Source organism: Pseudomonas sp. DVZ6, assembly GCF_024259445.1.
GTDB classification, from domain to species: domain Bacteria; phylum Pseudomonadota; class Gammaproteobacteria; order Pseudomonadales; family Pseudomonadaceae; genus Aquipseudomonas; species Aquipseudomonas peradeniyensis.
Genome location: NZ_JANCLM010000001.1, coordinates 1 through 25280, shown reverse-complemented (window position 1 = coordinate 25280; position 25280 = coordinate 1). Strand labels below are relative to the sequence as shown.

Here is a 25280-nt window from a genome sequence, read left to right as displayed (position 1 = left end):
ACAATCACAAAAATCCGCCTCACCCCCGAACACGATTAATCTACCTGTTATTGTCTGCAAAAGAAAACACATGACAATTAAAATCATCAACATTAATCAAACACATTCCGGGACCGGCCACAATATCTCCGGCGACTACATATGCTACAGCGCCAGCGAGGACTCTTTAAATAGAGATCTCTCACTAGCCATAATCATTGGAGCATGGAGCGAATCGGTAGCGCACGATATTGAAATCATAGAACTTATTACTGATGAGCCCTATGATTCCTGGATAAGAAAAATTCAAGCGATTCTAGAAAAGCCTACCCCCCCAATCAAACATCACATGGGAGACTGGGAGGTTATCGATTATAGAAGCAAGTGGAGCAGTGCTCTTTCACGCCTTTATAAAAAGGACTTAGAACGCTTTAAAGAGGCTGCAATTCGGGTATTCAGTCAAATTGACACTCGGCTTAACCTCCCTCCTGAGAAACGAAATATCGCCGAGCTGTATGGCGTCAAACCCTACAATAGTTCGCTACTCAGAACCGGGATCGCCAATAGCTTAGCACTACTAAACATCCAAAGCGAAGACGCAGAAAACGTACCTCATTTCACATGCTCCTCAATTTCAAGCGAGGTTGTTTCACAGTTACTATCCAGTTCGAAATGGGAACAATGGGCTAGTCTCAACGACATAGCCGGTCAACTAGCTGAAGCTGCACCAAACACCTATTTAACAAAGCTCGAAGCGCTATTAACCTCATCAAAGCACATCGCACTTGAACTATTTGCACAAACACAAAATCACGGCATACACTCTACAACCTACGCCTCTGGCTTGATAAGCGGACTTGAACGACTTGCATGGTTCCCAGAGTATTTGACTCGCTCGGTATTGGCACTTGGCGAGCTGCAGCAAGTGACTTGCGAGGACCCTCTATCCACTCGCCTGACAAAATCCATTATCAATATACTTTCCCCCGAACCCCACAATACGTCTGCACCTTTCCAACGTAGGCTTATCACCCTAACCACATTACACGAAGAACTACCTGAATTAGCCTGGACGATTACCCTCGAACTACTACCACAACCTTGGCGAACACATCAGGACAACAGCCACCCCGTATTTTTATCGTCTCCTGCCTCTTACGATGAAGGTTCGCCAATTTCGAGAGAAGATCAATATGCAGCACTCGGCGAACTGGCGATAAAGCTAGCTCAAAACAATCCGACTCGCTTACTACAATTAATTAGCAATATTTCTAGACTCCTTGAAATCCCCTCCGCACTCAAGCACACACTTGAAGCCATATTGAATAACACAGCAACACTTGACAAAGAACAAAGCTACAAAATCTGGTCAACGCTTACCAGCCTAACGAAGAACCAGAACCACCAATTACACAACTACGCGCTCCCAAAGGAACTTCTCCACCAAGCAATAGCAGCCACCGAATCGAAACTCCCAGAACTTTACCATCGCAAACTATTTTCCAACACCCTACCGTTTCAACTCGAAAATTTTGAGACTATTGAAGACCTAGAACGCACCATTGAACACTCAAGATCCTCTGCTATAAGAGAAATCTACAGGCACGGAGACTTTTATCTTGTCGCACAGTTTTCCAACAGCGTCGAAAACCCAAAACTTGCTGGGACGCACCTAGCCAAACTGGTTGAATCAGAACACGCCGAAACTATAAAAGAATTAATAGCCCACCCCAGCCGACACATACAGAACTTTATAGCCAGCTACATCAGAGAACGCAGCCACATCACCGACATGGCTTTTATAGAGGCAATGGACCTGCCCGTATGGAGCCCAGACGCGCTCATTACGTTATTTACTAATCTCCCCTTCACCCCCAAAACATGGCACGCCATCGAAGCCCTTTCCAAACCAGATCTCGCCTCTCAATATTGGAGCAAAGTTACAACTTCCTGGCCAGGCTACATTGAATATACAGGGCCAGAATCTCTCTATTTTGCTCATGATCAGTTCCTTGCACAGCGTCGCCCCTTGGCAGCACTGCACTGCTTGTGCCACTTAATGTTTCGTGAAAACACCTTAAAAACACAATCCGCCGTTATCACCCTAAACCAATTGATCACCACTCAAACCCCTATTCCGCCAGAAATCTATTACGACGTCAGAAAAATCATATCATTCTTACGCAACCACGGCGAAATCAGCAAGAATGACTTACTATACATTGAGTTTGCTTACTGCCAAATATTGAAATACGACAAATCCGAGCTTAAATTACATCACGAGCTATCAAACAACCCCAATTTATTTCACTCCTTCATATCTTCCGCACACCCAAGCGAAAAGTTCTCACAAGCGCCTAAAGCCACAGCCAATCAACAACGAATACAGCTACAAATGCGCTGCCTTTTCGGCACCTGGAAAACCATCCCGGGATCCGGAATGAATTTCGACACAGCCCAATTTGACAACTGGATCGAACAGGTACTTTTGCTATGTGAAGCGTCCGGCCATCGCGACGCTGCACTCAGAAAAATCGCCGCACTTCTGGTCAATTCACCTGAGGACTCCGATGGATTCTGGATCAATCGACATATTGCAAAATTCCTAAACAATAAAACCATGGACACCTTGAGAGAGTATTATGTGAGCGCAACACTTGAGGCTCGTGGCGCGCATGAGATTTCACCTAGCGCTTTACCCGAACGCCTGCTTGCAAAAAAATACGAGCAACGCGCAGACCAGTGCGAAGCGAGTGGTTTCTTTCGCATCGCCATCGCACTTCGACAGATCAGGCAATACTATGATGATTTCGCCAAAACCATAACACGAGGCGACACTAAGCTCTTTAATAATCACCGCTACAATGACGAAGACGACTTCCCTACCGAGTGAAATTTTCGCCAGCTTACCGACGCCGGCAGTTCAATTACTTTACTCAGAATTGGTCGGTACGATTTACGTCGTTCAGTTTGACTGCTTAAAGTCTTTTCACCCAGACGCATCGCACGACTTGGGTTAGAATCTGTGCATTTTTTCATGTGACTACGAACCACCCCTTGCTAGCACGATCAGACATCAAAAGGTCATCCATGCGTCTGTTTCACACCTCCGACTGGCACCTGGGCCAGAGCCTGCATGGCCAGGAACGCGATTTCGAACACGCCTGCTTCATCGACTGGCTGCTCGGCCAGCTGCGCCTGCGCCAGCCCGACGCGCTGCTGATCGCCGGCGATATCTTCGACACGGTCAACCCGCCGGTCAAAGCCCAGGAGCGCCTCTACGACTTCATCGTCCAGGCCCACGAGCAACAGCCCAAGCTGGATATCGTGATGATCGCCGGCAACCACGACTCCGGTTCGCGCATCGAGCTGCCGGCGCCGCTGATGCGCCGCCTGCGCACCCACGCCCTGGGCCGGGTGCACTGGCTCGACGAGGGCCAGCTGGACACCGAGCGGCTGCTGATCCCGTTGACCAACGCCCGCGGCAAGGTCGGCGCCTGGTGCCTGGCCCTGCCCTTCCTGCGTCCGGCCGAAGTCACCGGCCCCGCGCTGGGCGACGACTATCTGCAGGGCATCAACCAGGTCCATGAGCAACTGATCGCCGCGGCGCAGAAGAAGCGCAAGAAAGACCAGGCGCTGGTCGCCATCAGCCACGCGCACATGGCCGGCGGCAGCATCTCGGAGGACTCCGAGCGCAGCCTGATCATCGGCAATGCCGAGGCCCTGCCGGCCAAACTGTTCGACAAGGCCATCAGCTATGTCGCCCTCGGTCACCTGCACAAGCCGCAGAAGGTCAACCGCGAGAACCGCATCCGCTACAGCGGCGCGCCGATCCCGTTGTCGTTCGCCGAGATCAACTACCCGCACCAGGTGCTGGAAGTCGAGCTGGACGGCGCCGAGCTGGTCAGCGTCGAGCCGCGTCCGGTGCCCCGCGCGGTGGCCCTGCAACGGGTCGGCCCGGCGCCGCTGGGCGAATTGCTCGAACAGCTCGGGCAACTGCCGGTGATCGACCTGCTCGAAGACCCCAACCGCCAGCCCTGGCTGGAAGTACGGGTGCGCCTGGACGAGCCGCAGCCCGACCTGCGCCAGCAGATCGAAGGCGCCCTGCAGGGCAAGGCTGTGCGCCTGGTGCGCATCAGCGCCGAATACGCCGGCAGCGGCCGCGCCGAAGACGACGAGCAAGCCTTCGTCGAGCTGGCCCAGATGACCCCGCAGGACCTGTTCGGCCGCGCCTGGGAGCAGGCCTACGGCAACCCCGCCGACGACCAGGCCCTGGCCGATTTCGCCGAATTGCTGCAGGACGTCCTGCAAGAGGAGGAGCAGGCATGAAAATCCTCGCCATCCGCCTGAAAAACCTGGCCTCGTTGGCCGGCCCGGTCGATATCGACTTCACCGCCGAGCCCCTGGCCAGCGCTGGCCTGTTCGCCATCACCGGGCCCACCGGCGCCGGCAAGAGCACCCTGCTCGACGCCCTGTGCCTGGCGCTGTTCGGCAGCGTGCCGCGCCTGAACGACATCGCCCGGGAAGCCAAGGTGCCGGACGCCGACGGCGAGATCCCCACCTCGGATCCGCGCAATTTGCTGCGCCGCGGCACCGGCAGCGGCTTCGCCGAAGTCGATTTCGTCGGCATCGACGGCGGCCGCTACCGCGCCCGCTGGGAAGCCAACCGCGCCCGCGAAAAAGCCACCGGCAAGCTGCAGAACAGCCGCCAGAGTCTCTACGACCTGGACAGCGAGCAGCTGCTGGGCAGCGGCAAGAACGAATACAAGCAACTGGTCGAGGCCCGCCTGGGCCTGAACTTCGAGCAGTTCACCCGCGCGGTGATGCTGGCCCAGAGCGAATTCGGCGCCTTCCTCAAGGCCGACGACCGCGAGCGCAGCGAACTGCTGGAAAAACTCACCAACACCGCGATCTACACCCGCCTGGGCCAACGCGCCTTCAGCAAGGCGCGGGAAACCGGCGAGGTTCACAACGACCTGAAGAAGCAGGCTGAACACCTGCTGCCGATGCAAGCCGAAGCCCGCGCCGCCCTCGACCAGGCACTGGAACAGGCCCAGCAGCAGTTCAAGGCCGAACAGGCGCGCCAGCGCCAACTGGAACAGCAGCGCATCTGGTTTGCCGAACAGCAGCGCCTGCAGGCCCAGCACAGCGAAGCCGGCACGGCCCTGCAAAATGCGCAACACGAGTGGCAGCAACTGGCCGAGCAGCGCGTCGACCTGCAACGCCTGGAGCGCCTGGCGCCCCAGCGCCACCAGTTCCACCGCCAGCAGCACCTGGCCGGGCAACTGGCCCCGGTGCTGGCAGATATCGACCAGCAACTGCGCCAGCAAACCGAACTGCAGCAACACACCGACGCGCTGCAGCAGGCTCTGGAAACGGCCCGCCAGCACCTGGTCCAGCACCAGGCCCTGCACGGCGAAAACGCCCCGCGCCTGCGCCAGGCCTTCGCCGCCCAGGGCGACCTGACGCGCCTGGACAAGGAGCTTGCCGAACAACGGGAAGCCTGCACCCAGGCCGAACAGGAAGTCGATGCAGCCCAGCAGCAACTGCAGCAGCTGGAAGACAACCAGCAGCGCAGCCTGGAGCAACTGGCCCAAATCGACAGCGCTCTGGCCGAAAGCGAACCGCTCGGCAGCCTGGCCGACGCCTGGCAGGCCTACCTGCCGCAACTCAAGCAGGTGATGCTGATCGGCGGCCGCCTGGCCAAGGGCCGCGAAGAGCTGCCCGGCCTGCAGGCCCAGGCCAGCCAGGCCAACGCCCAGCTGCAAGCCCAGCGCGAACATTTCGAGTTGCTGTTCCGCGAGGCGGGGGCCGAACCCCAGGCGCTGGCCGAGCAGATCGACCTGCTCGGCGCCATGCTCCAGGACAACCGCAAGCAGCAACGCGCGGTCGAGGAACTGTCGCGCCTGCATGGCCGCGAAATGGAACTGCGCAACGGCCTCAATACACTGCGCGAGCGCCAGCAACAGGCCATGCAGCAGCGCCAGCAACTGATCGGCGAAGGCACGGCGGCCAAGGCAGAACTGGAGGGCGCCGAGCAGGCGCTGACCCTGACCCGCCAGCTGCTCGAGCGCCAGCGCCTGGCGCGTAACACCAGCGTCGAGGAACTGCGCGCCCAACTGCGCGATGGCGAGCCCTGCCCGGTGTGTGGCAGCGCCGAGCACCCGTTCCATCAGCCCGAAGCGTTGCTGCACAGCCTCGGTCGCCACGACCAGGCTGAGGAAGCGGCGGCGCAGCGGCAGGTCGAACAGCTCAATACCAGGTTGGTGGAGCTGCGCACCGAGTTGGGCGTGGTCAACGCCCAGCTCAAGGACTACCAGCAGCAACAGCAGCAGTTGGGCGAGCAGTTGCAGCCCGTGCTCGAGCAGGTTCAGGCCCATGCCCTGTGGCCAGCGCTGGCGCCGCAGGACGACAGCGCCCGTGGCAAGTGGCTCGACGGTCAGCTGCGCCGCCTCGGCGACGAGATCGACCGCGACGAGAAACGCCAGGGCGCCCTGCTCGCCCTGCAAAGGGATGCCGCCCGTCTCACCCAGCAATTGCAGGCCGCCGGCGAAGCCCAGCAACAGGCCCAGCGCCACCTCGACCAGCAGCACCAGGCCCTGGCCGCCGACGAGCAACAACTCGCGCAGGCCCTCGAAAGCCTCGAAAGCGTGCTGCCCCCGGACATTCTCCAGGCCCTGCGCGACGACCCGGCCAATGCGTTCCTCGGCCTCGACCAGCAGATTGCCCAGCGCCGCCAGCAACTCGACCTGCGCAAGGACGAGCTGGAAGAACAACAGGCTCGCCAGGTCCAGCTGGACAAACAGCGCGATCAGCAACAGGCACGCCTGCACAGCCAGCAGCAGCTGCAACAGAAACTCGCCGTGCTGGAGGAGCAACGCCACAAGGCCCAGGCCACCCTGGGCGAGCTGCTCGGCGACCAGCCCAGCGCCGAAGCCTGGCAGCAGCACATGGACACCCAGTTGGAACAGGCCCGCGCCGCCGAGGCAGACAGCGCCCGGCAACTGCAGGCGCTGCACACCCAGGGCGTGCAACTGGCCGGCGAGCTCAAGGCCAACCAGCAGCGCCAGCAGGCACTGGAGCAGGAGCACCAGCAGCTACAGGGCGAAATCGCCCAGTGGCGCAGCGAACACCCGGAGTTGGACGACGCCGGCCTCGACCGCCTGCTGGCCATCGACGACAGCCAGGTGGGCGAGCTGCGTCAACGCCTGCAGGCCGCAGAAAAAGCCGTCGAGCAAGGCCGCGTGTTGCTAGGAGAGCGTGAGCAGCGACTGCAGCAACACACTGCCCAGGCCCACGGCGAGTTGCCCGTCGAAGCGTTGGAAACCGCCCTCGCCGAACTGGCCGCACAGCTGGCAGCCCAGGAGCAGCAATGCGCCGAGCTGCGCGCCCAACAGGCCGAGGACCAGCGCCGGCAACAGGCCAGCCAGACCCTGGCCGAACAGATCGAACAGGCCTACCAGCAATGGCAACGCTGGGCACGTCTGAATGCGTTGATCGGCTCGGCCTCGGGTGATGTGTTCCGCAAGATCGCCCAGGGCTACAACCTCGACCTGCTGCTGCATCACGCCAACAGCCAGTTGCGCCAGCTGGCCCGGCGTTATCGCCTCAAGCGCGGCGGTAGTGCCCTGGGCCTGCTGGTGCTGGACACCGAGATGGGCGACGAACTGCGCTCGGTGCATTCGCTGTCGGGCGGCGAGACCTTCCTGGTGTCGCTGGCCCTGGCCCTGGGCCTGGCATCCATGGCGTCGAGCACTCTGCGTATCGAATCGCTGTTCATCGACGAAGGCTTCGGCAGCCTCGACCCCGAGTCGCTGCAACTGGCCATGGACGCCCTCGACGGCCTGCAGGCCCAGGGGCGCAAGGTGGCAGTGATCTCCCACGTGCAGGAGATGCACGAGCGCATTCCGGTGCAGATCCAGGTGCGCCGCCAGGGCAATGGCCTGAGCGACGTGGAGGTGTGCGGGTGATCCTCTACTCGTTCCGTCGCTGCCCCTGGGCCATGCGCGCGCGCCTGGCCCTGCGCTACGCCAGCTGCGACGTGCAGGTCCACGAGGTGAAGATGAAGGAAAAGCCGGCCGTGCTGCTGGCACTGTCGCCCAAAGGCACGGTGCCGGTGCTCGATACCGGGGATGTGGTGCTGGAGGAAAGCCTGGACATCATGCGCTGGGCGCTCGCCCGACATGACCCCGAGGACTGGCGCCTGCAGGCCGATCCCACTGCCGCGCAGCAGGCCGAAACGCTGATCACGCGCAACGACAGCACCTTCAAGGCGCAGGTGAACCTGTACAAGTACGCCGAGCGCTACCCCGAGCATTCCCGGGCGCACTACCGCGCCCAGGCCGAGCCCTGGCTGGCCGAGCTGGAACGCCTGCTCGAAGGCAGGCCCTACCTGCTGGCCGCTCACCCGAGCCTGGCCGACGCCGCCTTGCTGCCCCTGATGCGCCAGTTTGCCGGGGTCGAACCCGAATGGTTCGCCGAGGCGGCTTATCCGCGGTTGCGGAGCTGGTTGCAGGGCTGGCTGGCATCGCCGCTGTTCAAGGCCGTGATGGCCAAGTGAGACAGCGTATCGCTCAAAGCGCCAGGATCGGCGCGGACATCAACAACAGCACTACCGCCGTGATACGCCACATCATGCTCTGCCCCTTTGGAGAGTCAAAAAATTAGCGTCAAATTAAATCACGTGGCGTTGTGCTATTACCAATGGCTTTACACACTCAATTGGCATGCTTGCTCAGGGCGGCATGGAAATGCGCGCTCTGCTGCAGGTACTTCTGGGTGTAGCTGTGGGTGTTCGATGCCTTGGCGCTTTGCTCCAGTTGGGCGTGGGCCGGCAGCACGACGGAGGCGGAGATGGCGGAAGCGGCGATGACCGGGAAGAGATTGAAGTTCATGTGGGCTGACCTCGACTTCGGTGGTTGACGTTAGCCCGTTGGGGCCTTGGGTCAAAACTTACGCCGATGCGTCTGCCTGGAAAAATTCATTGCAGCAGTAGCGGATATCACCCCCATCGATAATTGGACACGCGCCCCCTGTAGGAGCGGCCTTGTGCCGCGAAAGGGCTGCACAGCAGCCCCGGCGATTGATGCATTAACGCTGAAATCCTGGGGCCGCTCTGCGGCCCTTTCGCGGCACAAGGCCGCTCCTACAGGGCAAACGCAGGTTCATTCCAAAAACTTGAGATCCGAAGGCGCCTGCTGGGGCAGTTTCTGCACCGTGTCCCCCAACTTGCCGCTGCGCGGATCGCGGCGCATGACCACGATCTGGTTGCTCTTCTGGTTCGCCACCAGCAGGTAGTTGCCATCCGGATCGAGGGCAAACTCCCGGGGATGGTCGCCCTCCACCGAACGGCGCTGCAGCAGGGTAAGTTGGCCATCGTCCTTGCCCACGGCGTACACCACGATCTCGTTGGCAGTGCCACGGTTGCTGACATAGAGGAAACGCCCATCGGCCGACAGGTGCAGGCCGCCTGCGGCCTTCGCCGCAGCGTCCGTGCTCTCGGTCAGCGGCAGGCGCTGGCGCTGGGTCAACGCACCGTCCTGCACATCGAACACCACCACCTCGGCGCTCATCTCCAGGGTCAGGTAAGCATGCCGGCCCTTGGCGTCGAACAGCAGATGGCGCGGGCCGCTGCCCGGCGGTAGTACCACCGAGGGCGGAATCGCCGGGCTCAGCGGATGCTCGGGGCTGGCGCCGTCGTAGCGGTAGATGAACACCTTGTCGGCGCCCAGGTCGCTGGCGTACAGGTGGCGGCCATCGGGCGACAACACCAGCGAATGCACATGGGCACCGGCCTGGCGTTCGGGATTGACCTTGCTCGGCGCATGCCGGGCCTGCTGCACCACAGGCTTGAGCTTGCCGTCCCGGGCCACCGGGATCACCACCAGGCTGCCACCGGGGTCGGGGGCAACGGCGTAGTTGGCAACGAACAGGTAGCGCTGGTCGTGGCTGAGGCTGGCGTGGGTCGGCTCGTCGCCCTGGCTGGGCACCTGGTTCAGCAGCTTGATCTCACCCTGCTTGCCCAGCGAGAAACTGCTGACCTGGCCCTTGGGCGTTTCATTGACCGCGAACAACTGGCGCTGGTCGGCGGACAGCACCAGCCACGAGGGGCTGACGCTCTTGACCACCTGCCGGGGCGTAGCGTCGATCTGCCCCGTGCGGACATTGAAGTCGAAGCGGTAGATCCCTTCGCTGCCGTTGTCGGTGTAGCTGCCCACCAGCAACGTGGCGGCCTGGGCGTTGACTGACAAAGCCATGAGGCTAGTGGTCAGCAGGCGTGTCCATTTCCTGTTCATCGTCTTCTTCATCCGGGGCACGAAAGGCACTCATACAGACTAGACGATGCTCGCCTTCGTCACTGGCCAGGCTCCAATCGTCGCCCGCGCCGATGGCGGCGCTGATCTGGTCGGGGGTGAAGGTCCAGCGACGCAGCTGGCGGCCATCCATGCACTCGATGGTGAGGCCGGATGCGTCGAAGGTGAAGTCGAAGGCGTGCAGGCCATCGATCAGGAGCATGTCGCAGGATGCGAGGGCGGTGGCGAGGGTGGACATGGGACGAGAGATTACCGATGGAAAAAAGAGCCGACAGTATACGCTGTGGGAGCGGGTTTACCCGCGAATGCGTCGGTGAGTGCACCATCGTATTCGCGGGTAAACCCGCTCCCACAGACTCTACTGCCGCCTTGGTCAGTGAGCGAAGATCGACCCGCCTTCCTTGCCCGCCAGCTTCTCCGGCTTGATCAGGAACCGCGCCAGCGCCGGCAGCAGCCACAGGGCGCCGAACATGTTCCACAACAGCATGAAGGTCAGCATCAGGCCCATGTCGGCCTGGAACTTGATGGCCGAGAAGATCCAGGTGCACACGCCGATGGCCAGGCACAGGCCGGTGAACAGCACTGCCTTGCCGGTGGAGCGCAGGGTTTCGTAGTAGGCCTCCTGCAACGGCAGGCCGGCGCGCAGGAAGCTCTCCAGGCGGCTGTAGATGTAGATGCCGTAGTCCACGCCAATGCCCACGCCCAGCGCCACCACCGGCAGCGTGGCGACCTTCACGCCGATGCCCATGAACGCCATCAGCGCGTTGCCCAGCACCGAGGTCAGCACCAGCGGCAGGACGATGCACAGCGTCGCGGCGAAGGAGCGGAAGGTGATCATGCACATCACCGCCACGCAGATGTAGACCAGGATGAGGATGGTCAGCTCGGCCGACTTGATCACTTCGTTGGTGGCCGCCTCGATGCCGGCGTTACCCGCCGCCAGGAGGAACTGCAGGCCGTCCTTGTTGTGGCTGTCGGCAAAGGCCTTGGCCGCGGCGGTGACCCGCTCCAGGGTCTCGGCCTTGTGGTCGTTGAGGAACACCAGCACCGGCGCCAGCGAGCAGTCGGCGTTGTACAGGCCATCGGCGCGGGCGATGGAGTTGTTGAGGATGTCCGGGTTGCGCGACAGGGTTTCCCATTTCAGGCTGCCCTCGTTCATGCCCTTGATGACCTGTTTCGACACGGTCACCAGGGAAATGGTCGACTGCACCCCCGGGGTGTTGTCCATGGTCCACATCAACTCGTCGATCGGCGCCATGGTCGAGTGGATCGAGCAGCTCTCGGCCGGGGTCTTGACCATGATCACCAGCACATCGGAACTGGTCGAGTAGTTGCTGATGATGAAGCTGTTGTCCTGGTTGTAGCGCGAGTCCGGGCGCAGCTCCGGCGCGCCCTGGTCAAGGTCGCCGATCTTCAGGTTCTGGCTGTACCAGAGGCCGCCGGCGAAGGCCAGCAGTGCCAGCACCACCGACACCGGCGCCACCTTGGCGCTGGCGAAGTTGGACAGCAGGCGCCAGAACGGGTGCTCGCGGGTGGCGTCCTTCTTGCTGCGGGCAATGGCCTTCTGGCTGATGCCGACGTAGCTGATCGCCACCGGCAGCAGGATCAGGTTGGTGAAGACGATCACCGCCACGCCGATCGAGGCGCCGATGGCCAGCTCGCGGATCACCCCGATGTCGATGATCAGCAGGGTGATGAAGCCCACGGCGTCGGCGAGAATGGCGATCATCCCCGGCAGGAACAGCTGGCGGAAGGTGCGCCGCGCCGCGGTCAGGGCGTTGTCGGCGTCGCTGGACTGCAGGGCGATGCCGTTGATCTTCTGCACCCCGTGGGAGATGCCGATGGCGAAGATCAGGAACGGCACCAGCATCGAGTACGGGTCCAGGCCGAAGCCCACCGCATGCATCAGCCCCAGCTGCCAGACCACCGCCACCAGGGTGGTGATGAGCACGGCGATGGTGCTGCGGATGCACCAGGTGAACCAGTACAGCAGCGCCCAGGTGATCACCAGCGCCACGCCGAAGAACATCGCCACCATCACCAGGCCGTCGATCAGGTCGCCGACCTTCTTGGCAAAGCCGACGATGTGGATCTTCACATTGGGGTTCTGTGCCTGGAACTTGTCGCGGATCTTCTCTTCCAGCTGATGCGAGAACTGCTGGTAGTCGAGCTTGACCTGCTTGCCCGGATCCTGCGGATCGGGGTGGCTCTCCAACAGCGGAATGTCGATGATGCTGGACTTGAAGTTGTTGGCCACCAGGCGCCCGACCTGGCCGGACTTGAGCACGTTGTCGCGCAGGGTGTCGAGGCTGTCCTGGGAGCCGTTGTAGGTGTTGGGGATCACCTCGCCGCCGGAGAAGCCTTCCTCGGTGACCTCGCTCCAGCGCACGCTGGGGCTCCACAGCGACTTGAGGCCGGCGCGGTCGACGCCGGGGATGTAGAAGACTTCGTCATGGATCTGGCGCAGGGTCTCCATGTAGTCCTTGTCGAAGATGTCACCCTTGGTCGACTCCACCGACACACGCACGGTGTTGCCGAGGTTGGCCAGGTCGTTGCGGTGCTCGAGCATCTGCTCGATGAACGGATGCTGCAGCGGGATCATCTTCTCGAAGCTGGTGGAGGGGCGGATCTGCGTGGCCTGCCAGAACAGGAAGATGCTCACCAGCACGCAGATGGCGATGACGATGGGGCGGTTGTTGAAGATCAGGCGTTCCAGCAGGGTGGCCTTGTCCTTGTGCTGCATGTCGAAGCTCTCCCGGCTGGTCATGGACGCGCCTCCTGGGTGCCGTCGGCCGAGGCCAGGTGCACGCCCCCTTGCCCTACCAGCAGCAGGCCGCCGCCGCCCAGGCCGCTGACGCCCGACAGGGCGATGCGGTCGGCGCGGTTGCGCACGCTGAAGGTCTGCCCGTCATCATGGCTGCGCAGTACGCTGCCGCCGTTGCCGACCAGCACCAGGCTGCCGTCTTCGAGAAGCGTAGCGCTTGCCAGGCCGAATTCGAGCGGGCCGCGTTCGGCCTTGAGCTCGATCGGCTGCCAGCTGTCGCCGAAATCAGTGGAGCGGAACAGGTTGCCGCGCAGGCCGTAGGCCAGCAGGGTGTTGGGCTGGGCGGTGCCGATCACGCCGAACAGCGAGCCCTCGTAGGGCCCCTGGACCTTGGTCCAGCTCTGGCCGGCGTCGCTGGAGCGGAACATGCCGCCCTGCTCGCCGACGATGAACAGGCCGGCGTCCTTCACCAGGGTGATGGCGTTGAGGTGCAACTGCTCGGGGTTGTCCAGGCGCTCGGCGACGTCCTGCCAGTGCTGGCCGCCATCGAGGGTTTCCAGCAGGGCACCGTAGGCGCCCACGGCGAAGCCGTGCTGCGGGTCGAGGAAGCGCACATCGAGCAAGGGGGCTTCGCGGGACAGGTCTTCGAACTGCTTGCTCCAGGTCGCGCCGCCGTCGCTGCTGGCGAGGATCTGCGCGTCGTGGCCGACGGCCCAGCCGCGCTTGTCGTCAAGGAAGAACACCGCAGTGAGCAGTTGCCGGGTGGGGACCCGGGCCTGGGTCCAGGTCTGGCCCTGGTCGTCGGAGAACAGAATGTGGCCGCGGTCGCCGACCACCACCAGGCGCTGCCCGGCGTGGGTGGCGCCGATCAACAGGCTCTGGCTGGCCTTGGCCGACTCTACCGAGTATTCCTCGGCGGCCACCGCCGCCAGGACTTGCCCGGCCCCGATACTCAGCGTCAGCGCCAGCATCGCGCTGGCCGCCAGGCTGTAGCGTGCCCTTGCCCGCTCTCTCATGACTGCCCCCTGTTGTGTTCTTGTGGTGGGTCAATCTATTGCCAGGTACTGCGAAAACCCTGTTCCAGAGCCCTGGAATAGCTTCGGGTCATCGTATCGGGGTTGTTCGGCGGAACACAACGAGCGGGACGTTATGTTTTGTTAACCACAAGAACAATTGGGGCCGCTGCGCGGCCCTTTCGCGGCACAAGGCCGCTCCTACAGAGGATCGCGGTCCCCTGTAGGAGCGGCCTTGTGCCGCGAAAGGGCCGCGCAGCAGCCCCAGGTGTCTCAAGCGAGACTCTTGCTCACCACCTCATACACATCGCTGGACAGCGCCCCGGACGCGAGAATCCGCTCCAGCTCGCCCTTCATGAGCGCCTGGCGCTTGTCGTCGTACTTGCGCCAGCGGGTCAGCGGTGCGAGCTGGCGCGAGGCGATCTGCGGGTTCAGCGCGTTGAGCTCGATCACCAGGTCCGCCAGGAAGCGGTACCCCGAACCATCGGCGGCGTGGAAGTTGACCAGGTTCTGCCCGGCGAAGGCGCCGACCAGCGCCCGCACCTTGTTCGGGTTCTTCAGGGTAAAGGCCGGGTGCTGCATCAACGACTGGACCCGCGCCAGGCCGCCCGGCAGTGCACTGGCCGCCTGTACGCTGAACCACTGATCCATGACCAGCGGGTTGTCCTTGAAGTGCTCGGCGAAGGCCTCCAGCGCCTTGGCCCGCTCGGGCTCGAACGGCGAGTTGACCAGCACCGCCAGGGCGGTGAGGCGCTCGGTCATGTTGTCGCACTGGTCGAACTGCTCCAGGGTCGCCTCCAGTACCTGCGGCTTACCACTGAGCATCAGGTAGGACAGGGCGATGTTCTGCAGGCTGCGACGGGCGAAGTGCTCGGCAGAGGCCACGTAGGCCGTCTTGCGCGACACCTCGCGGTTGGCCTGGTAGCGCGCCCACAGGGCGTCGAACAGCTGCTCGGCGATCTGCTGGCGGGCGAACTCGCGGGCGGCGTGGATCGCATCGACATCGGCCACCTGGCTGATCTCGGTGAGGTAGGCCTCGCCCGGCAGCGAGAGCATCTCGGCGACCATGGCAGGGTCCAGCGACGCATTGCCAAGCACGGTGCCCAGGGCGGTGATCAGGCGCTGGTCAAGCGTGAGCGCTTCGCCGCGCTGATGCTGGCCGATCAGCTCCTGCAGTACCTGTACCGACAGCTGCTGGCCGGCTTCCCAGCGGTTGAAGCCGTCGCTGTCGTGCTGCATGAGGAACATCAGCTGGTCGCGGTCGTACGGGAAGCCCAGCTTGACCGGTGCGCTGAAGCCACGCAGCAGCGACGGCAGCGGCTTGGCCTTGATCCCCTCGAAGGTGAAGGTCTGCTCGGCCTCGGTCACCGACAGCACGCGGCTGCTGCCGACGGCCTGCGCCTCGCCCACCAGGCGCAGCGGCAGGTCGTTGCCCTCGGCGTCCAGCAGGCCCAGGGCCACCGGGATCACGAACGGTAGTTTCTCGACCTTGTCCGGGGTCTGCGGGCAGCTCTGGCGGAAGGTCAGGCTGTAGGTCTGCGCGGCGCCGTCATAGGCCTCGCTGACCTCCAGGCGCGGCGTGCCGGCCTGGCTGTACCAGCGCTTGAACTGGGTCAGGTCGACGCCGTTGGCGTCTTCCATGGCCTTGATGAAGTCGTCGGTGGTCACCGCCTGGCCGTCGTGACGCTCGAAGTACAGGTCGCTGCCCTTGCGGAAGCCCTCGGCGCCCAGCAGGGTATGGACCATGCCCACGACCTCGGCGCCCTTCTCGTACACGGTCAGGGTGTAGAAGTTGGAGATCTCGATGAAGCTCGCCGGACGCACCGGGTGGGCCATGGGGCCGGCATCCTCGGCGAACTGGTGGGTGCGCAGGTAGGCGACATCCTCGATGCGCTTGACCGTGCGCGAGTTCATGTCGGCGCTGAACTCGGCATCGCGGTACACCGTGAAGCCTTCCTTGAGCGACAGCTGGAACCAGTCGCGGCAGGTCACGCGGTTGCCCGACCAGTTGTGGAAGTACTCGTGGGCGACCACGCCCTCGACCCGCTGGTGGGCGGCGTCGGTGGCGGTCTCGGCGCGGGCCAGCACGCAGCTGGAGTTGAAGATGTTCAGGCCCTTGTTTTCCATGGCGCCCATGTTGAAGTCGTTGACCGCGACGATCATGAAGATGTCCAGGTCGTACTCGCGACCATAGACCTCCTCGTCCCAGCGCATCGACTTCTTCAGGCTGACCATGGCGTGGTCGCACTTGTCGAGGTTTTCCGGCTCGACATAGATGCGCAGGGTCACCTCGCGGCCTGACTGGCGAACGAACGTGTCTTCCTTGCACCAGAGGTCACCGGCCACCAGCGCGAACAGGTAGGCCGGCTTCTTGAACGGGTCTTCCCAGGTCGCCCAGTGGCGGCCGTCTTCCTGAGGGCCGCTGCCGACCGGGTTGCCGTTGGACAACAGCACCGGATAGCGATGCTGCTCGGCGATCACCGTGGTGGTGAAGGTGCTCATCACGTCCGGGCGGTCGAGGTAGTAAGTGATCTTGCGGAAGCCCTCGGCCTCGCACTGGGTGCAGAACATCTTGCCGGACTTGTACAGGCCTTCCAGCGCGGTGTTGCTCTCCGGGTGGATCTTCACGCTGGTGTCGAGGGTGAAGTGCTCGGCGTTGGGCTGCACGGTCAGGCTGTCGTCGCTGAGCTGGTAGTCGCCCGCGTGCAGCTCGACATCGTCCAGCACCACCCGCAGCAGCTCCAACTGCTGGCCATCGAGCACCAGCGGCGGCAGGCCGGCGCCGCGCTCGGGGTTGCGGCGCATGACCAGCTGCGCATGGACCAGGCTGTGGTCCTCGAACAGTTCGAAGGTCAGGTGGGTCTCGTCGATCAGGTACTCGGGGGCCTGATAGTCCTTGAGGTAGATCACTTGCGGTTGTTCGGTACGCATGGTGACGATCCTTTTACTGGAGCACGGCCAGCTGGTAGGCCGTGTACTTGCGAATGTTGATCACGCCGGTGTCGAAGATCAGGTACTGACCCTTGATGCCCAACAGGGTGCCTTCCACGACCGGGTCCTTGTCGAGGTTGAAGCTGACGATCTTTTTCGGGTAGGCCTCGACCGGGTAGCGCATCTGCACCACCTCGGCGTCGGGTAACGGCTGGATGGCCTGCAACCCGAAGCGTTCCTGCAGGCCGCGGATGCCGTCGGCGCAGGCGTCGAAGATCTGTTCGCGGATGGCCGGCAGGTCGAGCACCTCGGCGTCGCCCTTGAGCAACGCGCGCCAGTTGGTGCGGTCCGGCACCTGGCTGCGCAGCACGTCCTCGACCAGCCCGGATTGCTGACGGGTGGCCACGCGCATGATCGGCAGCGCCTGGCTGGCGCCCTGGTCGAGCCAGCGGGTGGGCAGCTGGGTGGCGCGGGTGATGCCGACCTTGATGCCCGACGAGTTGGCCAGGTAGACCACGTGGTCGGTCATGCAGAACTGCTCGCCCCACGAAGGCTCGCGGCAGGTGCCGGCGTCGTAGTGGCATTTCTCCGGGGCCATGATGCACACGTCGCACTGGGCCAGCTTGGTCATGCACGGGTAGCAGTAACCCTGGCTGAAGCTGGTCTTGGTGCGTTTGCCGCAATGGGTGCAGTGGATCGCGCCGAGGTATTCCAGGCGGATCGCCTGGCCGATCAGCGGGTTGACCGGCACCTCGGTGTCATCCAGGCGGAAACTGTATTGAACGACCGGTGCGTCCAGGCGCACCGCCATCTTGCTCAAAGAGCCACGAGCGAGTTCGATCAATGTACCGAGTCCGACTTGAACAGGATGTTGGCGATCGGCGCCGACTTCGAGGCGCACTCCTGCGGGCCCATGTAGCCGGTGCGCTGCTCCTCGGGGAGGTTTTTCATCTCCCAGGCGATCACCGCCTGCAGCGACAGCTCCTTCTGTTCGGCGGTCAGCTTGCGGCCGTCGGACCATTTGCCGATCTCCACGGCCGTCTTCAGGCTCTCGTAGATCTCGGGGGTGATGTTTTCGATCATTTGCGCGAAAGTGGACATGGTGTCTCCTCAGTCAGGCCGACAGTCTACGCCTGGCGAGTGCTCCGCCCAAGAGGCCGGTCAGGCATCCGATGAGCAACCCGCCGACATGGGCGGCGTTGGCGATCTGGCCGAAGCCCAGTTGGCCGACCACGCCGCTCAGGCAGATCACCAGCCAGATCAGCATCATCACCAGCACGCCTTTGGGCAGGTTGAATTGCGGATTGGGCGCCAGCCACTGGTACAGCCAGACATGCCCTAGCAAGCCATAGAGCACGCCGGACAAGCCACCGAACAGGCTCGGGCCGCTGGTGAAATGCTGGGCCAGGTTGGACACCAGGCTGAACAGCAAGGTCAGACCCAGCAGCATCCACGGGCCCTGGCGCAACTCGATGCGCTTGCCCAGTTCCCAGTACCACAGGCCGTTCATTGCCAGGTGCAGCACGCCGAAGTGCAGCAGCATCGGCGACACCAGGCGCCACCATTGGCCTTCGGCCAGGCCCTGGAGCAACGGGGTGAAGTACAGGTAGTCGCCCTGCACCTTGAACGACAGGAAGGTGAACCAGCCGATGGTCGACAGGTTGTCGCCCAGGCCGGTTACCCCGGCGACCACCAGGCTCAGGATCAGCACCGCAGCGGTGACCTTGCAGGCCATGGCCTGCTCCTTCAGCGAAGGCGCCGCCGGAGCGACCTCCACGGGTTCCGGCAAGGCTTGCAGATCGGCATTGCCATCAGGGAAACGCCGGTAGAGTTCGAGCACATCCCCGGCCATGGCCGGCGGCGCCCACAGCACCTGCTCCTCGCCCTCCTCCACCACCCGGTGCGGTACCTGCAGGCGCCGCAGCAAGGCGACGAAACCGCTGAGGTCGACCGCCAGCGGCAGGCGCAGTACTTCGATCACGTTCATTGGCTGGCCTGCGGACGGTCGACGTCGACCCAGACGAACTTGTGCGGGTCAATGCGGGTTTCGTCATCCAGGCGGTAGGCCGCCAGCTTGCCGTAGAGCACGGCGCTGTAGTCCAGGCACGCCAGGTTGCCCCGGATCGGCGCCGGGCGTCCGCTGCGCCAGTAGTGGCCGACAAACAGCAGCGGCTCGTCCTCGTCGTAGCGCAGCAGGGCGTTCTTCTGGCTGTGGCTTAGGGGCGTGCGGGCCACTTCGTCGGGCAGCGCGTCGGGCTGGAAAACGATGTCGCCGTAGGTCTGCGGGTCTTCCTCCCAGAACTTGGTGCGGAAGAAGGCGCGGGTCAGGCCGTCGCCGCCGGTCAGCGTCAGGCCGTCCGGCAGGCGCATGTCGGTGCCGCGCAGCAGGCGGTTGCACACCGTGGCGGCGAAACTGCCGGACACCGCCGACGCCTGCACGAAGTGCTCGTCGATGCGGCCCGTGGGGTACTGCTGGCGCAGCGGCTCGATCAGCCGCGGGTCCCAGCAGGCGTGCACCAGGCGGAAGCGCCCGGCGTCGACGAACAACGGCAGCTCATAGAACCACTGGATGAAATCGTGCCAGTCGCCAGGATGCTGGGCGAACTGGGTGAGGGTCTCGTCGATCAGCCGGGCATGGCGCGGGGTGTGCTCGCGCACGAAAGCCTTGCCGCTGCCGGGCAGTGCCGGGGTAACCCAACCCAGGGCGTTGTACTCATGGTTGCCCATGATGCAGAAGGCCTGGCCCGCCTCGACCATATCGTGGACGATGTGCAGCGCCTCGCGGATGCGCGGGCCGCGGTCGACGATATCGCCGAGGAACAGCGCCTGGCGCCGCGGGTGGCGCCAGACCCCGCCGACCCGCTTGTAGCCGAGCGCGTCGAGCAGGCGTTCGAGGGTGAGCGCACAACCATGCACGTCACCGATGATGTCGAAACTGCGCGCCGGATCGAGCATCAGTCGTCCCTGCCGCCCAGGCGGCTGCCCCAGCCGAGCTTGGTGCGGCAGACCTCGTAGTAGTTGTGGTCCAGCGGATGGATCAAGCGCAGCTTCTGCGGTTTCTTGCTCACCGTGATGGTGTCGCCGGGGGCGCAGGTGAAGTGGTTCTGGCCGTCACAGGAGACCTGCGGGTAGATCTGCAGGTCCTTGGACACGACGATCTTCAGCTCGCTGTTGCCGTCCACCACGATCGGCCGGCCCGACAGCGTGTGCGGGTACATCGGCACGATGACGATGGCGTCGAGCTTGGGGTGCATGATCGGGCCGCCGGCTGACAACGCATAGGCGGTGGAGCCGGTCGGGGTGGCAACGATCAGGCCATCGGCCTTCTGGCTGCAGACGAACTGGCCGTCGATGTAGATCTCGAACTCGATCATCCGCGTCGACTTGCCCGGGTGCAGCACCACATCATTGAGGGCATCGCCCTGGCCGATGGCCTCGTGGTGGCGGCGTACCTCGGCTTGCAGCAGGAAGCGGTTCTCCACCAGGTAGTGGCCGTCGAGCACCTCGGCGACTTTCTCTTCCAGCTCGTCGGGACGGATGTCGGTGAGAAAGCCCAGGTTGCCGCGGTTGATGCCCAGTACCGGGATGTTGTGCCGGGCCAGGGCGCGGGCGGCGCCAAGCAGGCTGCCGTCGCCGCCGACCACGATGACCAGGTCGCAGACCTCGCCCAGCAGCTTGCGCGTGGAAGTCTGCAGGCCGTGGCCAGGCAGGACTTCGGCGATGGTGTCCTCGAGGATCACGTGCAGGTGGCGCTCGAGGAGGAATTTTTTCAGTCGGCGAATGGTGTCGAGCACCTGGGAGCTGCCAAGGCGTCCGATGATACCGATATTGCGAAATTGCTCCATGGTGCTCCTGCAAGGCTCTGCGGCGGGGTGACAATGCCGGGATTATGGGCGAAAGGACCGGCCAGCGGCAAACCGGCTATGCTCGCAGGATGATGCCCTTCGCCGACCTCGAGTCCCTGCCCCGCCAGCTGCGCCACCCTGCCGTGCGCGACCTGGCCTGGGCGCTGCTGTCGCCCCCGCTGCTGGCGCAGGCCGGCTGCCCCCAGCGCCACCCGCTGCAGGGCAGCGCCTGGGCCGATGATCCGCAGCGCCTGAGCCAATGGCTCGCGTCGCTCGACCAGGAGCCTGCGCCGCTGCTGGCCTGGCTGACACGCCTGAACAGCCGGCGCCTGGGCCTGTACTACGAAAGCCTGTGGCAGTTCGCCCTGCAGCAGGCGCCGGGCATCGAGCTGCTGGCGGCCAACCTGGCGATCCGCGACGGCGGGCACACCCTGGGCGAACTGGACATCCTGCTGCGCGACCGCGAAGGCGATCATCACCTGGAGCTGGCCATCAAGCTCTATCTGGGACCACCGAGCGGTGACGGCGGCAACCCGGACCTCTGGCTCGGCCCCGGTTGCCATGACCGGCTGGGGCGCAAGCTGGCGCACCTGGTACAGCACCAGTTGCCCATGTCGAGCGGATCGCGGAGTCACTCGGTGCTGGCCGGACTGGGCCTGGATCGGGTGCAGGCCCACCTGTGGCTTGGCGGCTACCTGTTCTACCCACGGTCGGGACAGACCCACTCGCCTGACGGCGCCAACCCCCGGCACCTGCGCGGTGGCTGGCTACGTCAATCGCAATGGAGCGAAGCCGATAATGGATGCTGGCAGCCCCTGCCCCGCCACGCATGGCTGGCACCGGCGCGGTTCGAAGCACAAGCCTGCTGGAATGCAGCGCGCTTCACCGCCTGGCGGGAAGGGCTGGAGCCCGATGCCCACGCACACCTGCTGAGCAGGGTGGAGGAACAGCCGGACGGGACATGGGCAGAGGTCGAACGGATGTTCCTGGTGGCCGACAACTGGCCAGACCTCCCCCCACGCTGAAGCAGCCCCCACCGCCGATTCGCCGGCGACGGGAGCTCAAGCGTCAGGACGCCTCGGCCACTGGCTCAGGCGCCGGGCAATGCGCCTGGGCATCCTTCGGCCACAGCACCTGGCCCTTGCCGTCGACCACCTGTTCCGCGCCGCAGGGCAGGCGGTTGGTGTCGAACACCACGCTGCCATCCAGACGATACAGGGCGCGCAGCGTGCGCACGGCGTCGTCGCCATTGCCCTCGACCCGATAGGCGAAGATCGCGCCACGCGCCTCGTCGACTTCCAGGTCTTGCCATTTGGCGGGCACCAGCAGTTTGCCATCGAGGTCATACAGTGCGCGCAAGTTGTCCGACCTGCTACCCTCGGCAGCGAGCAGGTGATGGCCATCGGCCAACAGCTTGAACGACACGAACTGTTCCGGCTTGACCAACACCTTGCCCTGCTCGTCCATCAGGCCCACGGTATCCGTCTCACTCGGGCTACCGAGGAGCATGACCGTCTTCTTCGGCGATTTCAGCTCGGTGAAGGCATAGCGCTTGGGCGCGACCACACCGATCTGCTTGTAGGTGGGCTGGAACACAACCTTCCCCTGGTCCAGGTCGATGGTTCCGTAGGTTGCCAGGAACATGTTCTGCAGCTTGCCGATATGGTTGAAACCAGGGCGGTGGCCACTCATGCCGAGCAGGCCAATACCCGCGTCGCCGATCGAGTCGTACTCGGGCTCGATCAGCCATTTGCCGTCATGCCCGATCATCCCGGCTTTGCCCCGGTCTTCGTCGGTACGCGGCAACTGCACCATGCCGCCAACCTTGCCGAACGTCTCGCAGTTCTGGTACTGCGCCTCGATCACGACCTTGCCTTGATAATCCAGGTAGCCACAAGGTTTGTCGTAACCATCCCGATACGCCACCAGGCCACCGCCTGGCGTGCCCAGCCAGCCCTTGTCGAGCGCAATCACCAGGTTGCCGGTGGCATCAGCCAGGCCCTTGCCTGCGCCGCCTTCGCGGGAGACCACCAGATACCCGTCGGCCGCGCTGACAATGGTGTCGAAGTCCAGCTTGCGCAACACCTTGGTCTTGAGGTTGTATCCCCAGCTTTCGCCTTGGCGCTCGGCGAGCACCCAGTTGCCGCGCTTGGCGAAATCCTCGCGCACGTACATTGAGTCGAATACCGCCTCGCTGACCTTCTCGCCCTGAGGCGTGAGGATGCCGCGCAGTTCGTCGATCTCGTAGACGATAAAGTCGTTGTCGCCACCGACATAGACATTGTCGAAGATGGCCGGCTGGACTTCCTTGCCCTGCTCGTCCATCACCCCGACCTTGCCATTGCGGACGTAGCCGAACAGGCCAGGGGTCAGGGTGTAGAGCTCGTCGGTGAGGTCGGCGCGAATCACCTGCTTGCCGTCACCACTTGCCAGGTGCCAGTAGTCGCCACGCCCGAAGATGAAGGCGTTGGTGAAGGGTTGGGTATAGATCTGGGTGAACTCGCTGCCTGGGGCGACTCGGAATGCGCCGTTCTGGTCCAGTACGGCGCATTCGTCGTTCACGCACAGCGGAATGGTCAGGGCGGCAATCGGTGGCGTCTTGACCGCCGGGTTTTGCTCGCAGCCGGCGAGCAGCAGGGACAGGGCGCCGAACAGCGCTACCCGAGGGGTGGAGATGAGGCGTTTCATTGACACAGGATCCTTGTGCGATGGAGATCGGGTGCAGGCCCAAAGCCATCACCCAAGCCCGCTGTGTCGGCCGCGTTTGATAGATCTGAAGCAAACACATTTCCACGCCAGCGATTAGAGTTAGGGGCAGGCGCCAGCAAGAGCGCCCTTTTTGACCTGATGACGAGGATCCACCATGGTTTCATCCACTCCCGCGACCCATTACGCGCGGCTGTCGATCGTCCTGCACTGGCTGATGCTGGTGCTGCTGGCCGCCGTCTACGCCTGCATCGAGCTGCGCGGCCTGTTCCCCAAGGGCAGCGCCGAACGCGACCTGATGAAAGACCTGCACTTCATGCTCGGGCTGACGGTATTCGTGCTGGTCTGGCTGCGCCTGGCCCTGCGCCTGTCGCGCCCCACCCCGCCGATCGTGCCCAGGCCGCCAGCCTGGCAGACGGGCCTGTCGCACCTGGTGCACCTGCTGCTGTACCTGATGATGATCGGCCTGCCGCTGGCCGGCTGGGCAATCCTCAGCGCCGCCGACAAGCCGATCCCGTTCTATGGCCTGGAGCTGCCGGCCATCGTCGCCCCGGATCCGGACCTGAGCAAGTTCATCAAGGGCTGGCACGAGCGCATCGGTAGCTGGGGCTACTGGCTGATCGGCCTGCACGCGCTGGCCGGGCTCTACCACCACTACGTGCGGCGCGACAACACGCTGCTGCGCATGCTGCCCTACAAGTAGCCGCGTCGTCCCTGCAGGCCTCCGGTGTGCAGGAACACCAGGCGGGTGCCGGGGGCGAAACGCCCGGCCTCGACCTGGTCGCGCAGGGACAGCAGGGCCTTGCCGGTGTAGAGCGCCTCCAGCGGCATGCCGGTTTGCCGTTCGGTGTCGGCGATAAACGCCAGCAGCGCGTCGTCGATACGGGCAAAACCGCCACGGCTGGCGTCGTGCAGCTGGTAGCCCTGCACGCCCGCCAATGTTGCGACGGTTTCCGGCACGCCGTGGTCCAGGGGCACGGCCAGGGCGCCATGGACCACATGCCTGCCCGCCTCCTCCAGCACCAGGCCCGCCAGGGTCGTGCCGGTTCCCGCCGCCAGCCACCAGGCGTCGTAGTCGGTCCAGCCGAGCGTTGCCAGTTGCGCCCGGCATTGCTCGACGATCAACCCGCAGCCCTGGGCACCGGCCAGGCCGCCACCGCCTTCGGGGATACAGTGCCAACCTGGGTACCGGGCCTGCCAGGGCTGCCAGAAACCGGGCTCATGGCGGGCGCGGTAGCCGCCGAAACCGAGCCAGTGCAGTTCCATGCCCAGGGCTCGCAGGTCTAGCACCGTCGGTGTTTCCTGCGGGTGGCCACGCAGCAGGCCGGCGGTGGCGAAGCCGAAGCGCTTGCCGGCGGCCGCCAGGGCGTGGAGATGGTTGGAATGGTTGCCGCCCAGGCTGATCAGGCCCGGGGCATCGGCCGTGCGGGCCTGGATCAGGTGATGACGCAGCTTGAACCATTTGTTGCCGCTGATCAGCGGGTCGATCAGGTCCAGACGCAGGACCGCGGCTTCGATTCCCGCGTGGCGCAACCAAGGCAGGTCCAGGCGTTGCAGAGGGGCTTGGGGAAGAGAAAAATCAGACATGAAGGCAGTTTATCTGATCACGCAGATGCAGACGTGCTGCTCGTTGCCGTTGCCGTTGCCGTTGCCGTTGCCGTTGCCGATCAGGAGTCTATCCTCATACCTCGCTAGCGACAGCTGCGTCAGTCCAGGCGCCGCCCGTACT

19 protein-coding genes are annotated in these 25280 nt (G+C 63.5%); 6 read left to right on the top strand and 13 right to left on the bottom strand.

Annotated elements, in window-relative coordinates; translation table 11 throughout:
• Positions 1-70: 70 nt before the first annotated feature.
• The 4 genes from NMG10_RS00095 (at position 71) to NMG10_RS00080 (ending at position 8539) form a co-directional block, all read left to right on the top strand.
• Positions 71-2872, top strand: a complete 2802-nt coding sequence (locus NMG10_RS00095) for a hypothetical protein (protein WP_254463405.1) — start codon at positions 71-73, stop codon at positions 2870-2872.
• A 197-nt stretch (positions 2873-3069) separates the two neighbouring features.
• Positions 3070-4308, top strand: a complete 1239-nt coding sequence (locus NMG10_RS00090) for an exonuclease SbcCD subunit D C-terminal domain-containing protein (RefSeq protein WP_096049703.1) — start codon at positions 3070-3072, stop codon at positions 4306-4308.
• Positions 4305-7949, top strand: coding sequence for an AAA family ATPase (locus NMG10_RS00085; RefSeq protein ID WP_254463403.1), 3645 nt, complete (start codon positions 4305-4307; stop codon positions 7947-7949). Before NMG10_RS00090 ends, NMG10_RS00085 begins: the two co-directional genes overlap by 4 nt.
• Positions 7946-8539 carry a glutathione S-transferase gene (locus NMG10_RS00080; protein WP_254463401.1) on the top strand — a complete coding sequence of 198 codons (594 nt, stop codon included), beginning with the start codon at positions 7946-7948 and terminating at the stop codon, positions 8537-8539. The genes NMG10_RS00085 and NMG10_RS00080 overlap by 4 nt, the downstream gene beginning before the upstream one ends.
• Positions 8540-8696: 157 nt before the next feature.
• Here NMG10_RS00080 and NMG10_RS00075 read toward each other — a convergent pair whose 3' ends face one another.
• The 11 genes from NMG10_RS00075 to NMG10_RS00025 form a co-directional block, all read right to left on the bottom strand.
• Complete coding sequence (locus NMG10_RS00075) at positions 8697-8873, bottom strand: hypothetical protein (protein ID WP_167388412.1); 177 nt, start codon at positions 8871-8873, stop codon at positions 8697-8699.
• Between the two features lie 270 nt (positions 8874-9143).
• Positions 9144-10274 (bottom strand): lactonase family protein, encoded by a 1131-nt coding sequence (locus NMG10_RS00070; RefSeq protein WP_254463399.1) that lies wholly within the window; start codon positions 10272-10274, stop codon positions 9144-9146.
• Positions 10240-10530: a DUF5629 family protein gene (locus tag NMG10_RS00065; protein ID WP_232856004.1), complete on the bottom strand. Its 291-nt coding sequence runs from the start codon at positions 10528-10530 to the stop codon at positions 10240-10242. Before NMG10_RS00065 ends, NMG10_RS00070 begins: the two co-directional genes overlap by 35 nt.
• A gap of 135 nt (positions 10531-10665) precedes the next feature.
• The gene (locus NMG10_RS00060; RefSeq protein ID WP_203647508.1) at positions 10666-13059 is read right to left on the bottom strand and encodes an RND family transporter; all 2394 of its coding nucleotides are present in this window, start codon (positions 13057-13059) and stop codon (positions 10666-10668) included.
• Complete coding sequence (locus tag NMG10_RS00055) at positions 13056-14072, bottom strand: YCF48-related protein (protein WP_232856003.1); 1017 nt, start codon at positions 14070-14072, stop codon at positions 13056-13058. The genes NMG10_RS00060 and NMG10_RS00055 overlap by 4 nt, the downstream gene beginning before the upstream one ends.
• Before the next feature lie 270 nt (positions 14073-14342).
• Complete coding sequence (gene pepN, locus NMG10_RS00050) at positions 14343-17000, bottom strand: aminopeptidase N (protein WP_254463397.1); 2658 nt, start codon at positions 16998-17000, stop codon at positions 14343-14345.
• A 13-nt stretch (positions 17001-17013) separates the two neighbouring features.
• Positions 17014-17844 (bottom strand): DUF2797 domain-containing protein, encoded by an 831-nt coding sequence (locus tag NMG10_RS00045; RefSeq protein WP_254463396.1) that lies wholly within the window; start codon positions 17842-17844, stop codon positions 17014-17016.
• Complete coding sequence (locus NMG10_RS00040; RefSeq protein ID WP_011532970.1) at positions 17841-18101, bottom strand: YeaC family protein; 261 nt, start codon at positions 18099-18101, stop codon at positions 17841-17843. Before NMG10_RS00040 ends, NMG10_RS00045 begins: the two co-directional genes overlap by 4 nt.
• A 13-nt stretch (positions 18102-18114) precedes the next feature.
• Positions 18115-18987, bottom strand: coding sequence for a rhomboid family intramembrane serine protease (locus NMG10_RS00035; protein ID WP_232856001.1), 873 nt, complete (start codon positions 18985-18987; stop codon positions 18115-18117).
• Positions 18984-19955: a metallophosphoesterase gene (locus NMG10_RS00030; protein WP_203647512.1), complete on the bottom strand. Its 972-nt coding sequence runs from the start codon at positions 19953-19955 to the stop codon at positions 18984-18986. The genes NMG10_RS00035 and NMG10_RS00030 overlap by 4 nt, the downstream gene beginning before the upstream one ends.
• On the bottom strand, positions 19955-20845 hold the full coding sequence (locus NMG10_RS00025; RefSeq protein ID WP_023632574.1) for an NAD(+) kinase: 891 nt from the start codon (positions 20843-20845) through the stop codon (positions 19955-19957). Before NMG10_RS00025 ends, NMG10_RS00030 begins: the two co-directional genes overlap by 1 nt.
• A 44-nt stretch (positions 20846-20889) precedes the next feature.
• On the opposite strand from NMG10_RS00025, the gene NMG10_RS00020 reads away from it, so the two are divergent.
• A complete protein-coding gene (locus tag NMG10_RS00020) occupies positions 20890-21870 on the top strand; it encodes a DUF1853 family protein (protein ID WP_232856000.1) in 981 nt (326 codons plus the stop codon).
• Between the two features lie 43 nt (positions 21871-21913).
• Here the strand turns inward: NMG10_RS00020 and NMG10_RS00015 are convergent, their stop codons facing one another.
• Positions 21914-23533: a WG repeat-containing protein gene (locus NMG10_RS00015; protein ID WP_232855999.1), complete on the bottom strand. Its 1620-nt coding sequence runs from the start codon at positions 23531-23533 to the stop codon at positions 21914-21916.
• A gap of 175 nt (positions 23534-23708) precedes the next feature.
• On the opposite strand from NMG10_RS00015, the gene NMG10_RS00010 reads away from it, so the two are divergent.
• The gene (locus NMG10_RS00010; RefSeq protein WP_203647515.1) at positions 23709-24254 is read left to right on the top strand and encodes a cytochrome b; all 546 of its coding nucleotides are present in this window, start codon (positions 23709-23711) and stop codon (positions 24252-24254) included.
• Here the strand turns inward: NMG10_RS00010 and NMG10_RS00005 are convergent.
• Positions 24245-25138, bottom strand: coding sequence for a 1-aminocyclopropane-1-carboxylate deaminase/D-cysteine desulfhydrase (locus NMG10_RS00005; protein WP_254463394.1), 894 nt, complete (start codon positions 25136-25138; stop codon positions 24245-24247). The two genes, NMG10_RS00010 and NMG10_RS00005, sit on opposite strands and share 10 nt — an antisense overlap.
• Between the last annotated feature and the right edge of the window lie 142 nt (positions 25139-25280).

What these genes read in the sequence shown, in the direction of transcription:
- NMG10_RS00095 (WP_254463405.1), top strand. Translation starts at nt 71, where the DNA reads ATGACAATTAAAATCATCAACATTAATCAAACACATTCCGGGACCGGC.
- NMG10_RS00090 (WP_096049703.1), top strand. Translation starts at nt 3,070, where the DNA reads ATGCGTCTGTTTCACACCTCCGACTGGCACCTGGGCCAGAGCCTGCAT.
- NMG10_RS00085 (WP_254463403.1), top strand. Translation starts at nt 4,305, where the DNA reads ATGAAAATCCTCGCCATCCGCCTGAAAAACCTGGCCTCGTTGGCCGGC.
- NMG10_RS00075 (WP_167388412.1), bottom strand. Translation starts at nt 8,873, where the DNA reads ATGAACTTCAATCTCTTCCCGGTCATCGCCGCTTCCGCCATCTCCGCC.
- NMG10_RS00070 (WP_254463399.1), bottom strand. Translation starts at nt 10,274, where the DNA reads ATGAACAGGAAATGGACACGCCTGCTGACCACTAGCCTCATGGCTTTG.
- NMG10_RS00065 (WP_232856004.1), bottom strand. Translation starts at nt 10,530, where the DNA reads ATGTCCACCCTCGCCACCGCCCTCGCATCCTGCGACATGCTCCTGATC.
- NMG10_RS00060 (WP_203647508.1), bottom strand. Translation starts at nt 13,059, where the DNA reads ATGACCAGCCGGGAGAGCTTCGACATGCAGCACAAGGACAAGGCCACC.
- NMG10_RS00055 (WP_232856003.1), bottom strand. Translation starts at nt 14,072, where the DNA reads ATGAGAGAGCGGGCAAGGGCACGCTACAGCCTGGCGGCCAGCGCGATG.
- pepN (WP_254463397.1), bottom strand. Translation starts at nt 17,000, where the DNA reads ATGCGTACCGAACAACCGCAAGTGATCTACCTCAAGGACTATCAGGCC.
- NMG10_RS00040 (WP_011532970.1), bottom strand. Translation starts at nt 18,101, where the DNA reads ATGTCCACTTTCGCGCAAATGATCGAAAACATCACCCCCGAGATCTAC.
- NMG10_RS00035 (WP_232856001.1), bottom strand. Translation starts at nt 18,987, where the DNA reads ATGAACGTGATCGAAGTACTGCGCCTGCCGCTGGCGGTCGACCTCAGC.
- NMG10_RS00030 (WP_203647512.1), bottom strand. Translation starts at nt 19,955, where the DNA reads ATGCTCGATCCGGCGCGCAGTTTCGACATCATCGGTGACGTGCATGGT.
- NMG10_RS00025 (WP_023632574.1), bottom strand. Translation starts at nt 20,845, where the DNA reads ATGGAGCAATTTCGCAATATCGGTATCATCGGACGCCTTGGCAGCTCC.
- NMG10_RS00020 (WP_232856000.1), top strand. Translation starts at nt 20,890, where the DNA reads ATGGGCGAAAGGACCGGCCAGCGGCAAACCGGCTATGCTCGCAGGATG.
- NMG10_RS00015 (WP_232855999.1), bottom strand. Translation starts at nt 23,533, where the DNA reads ATGAAACGCCTCATCTCCACCCCTCGGGTAGCGCTGTTCGGCGCCCTG.
- NMG10_RS00010 (WP_203647515.1), top strand. Translation starts at nt 23,709, where the DNA reads ATGGTTTCATCCACTCCCGCGACCCATTACGCGCGGCTGTCGATCGTC.
- NMG10_RS00005 (WP_254463394.1), bottom strand. Translation starts at nt 25,138, where the DNA reads ATGTCTGATTTTTCTCTTCCCCAAGCCCCTCTGCAACGCCTGGACCTG.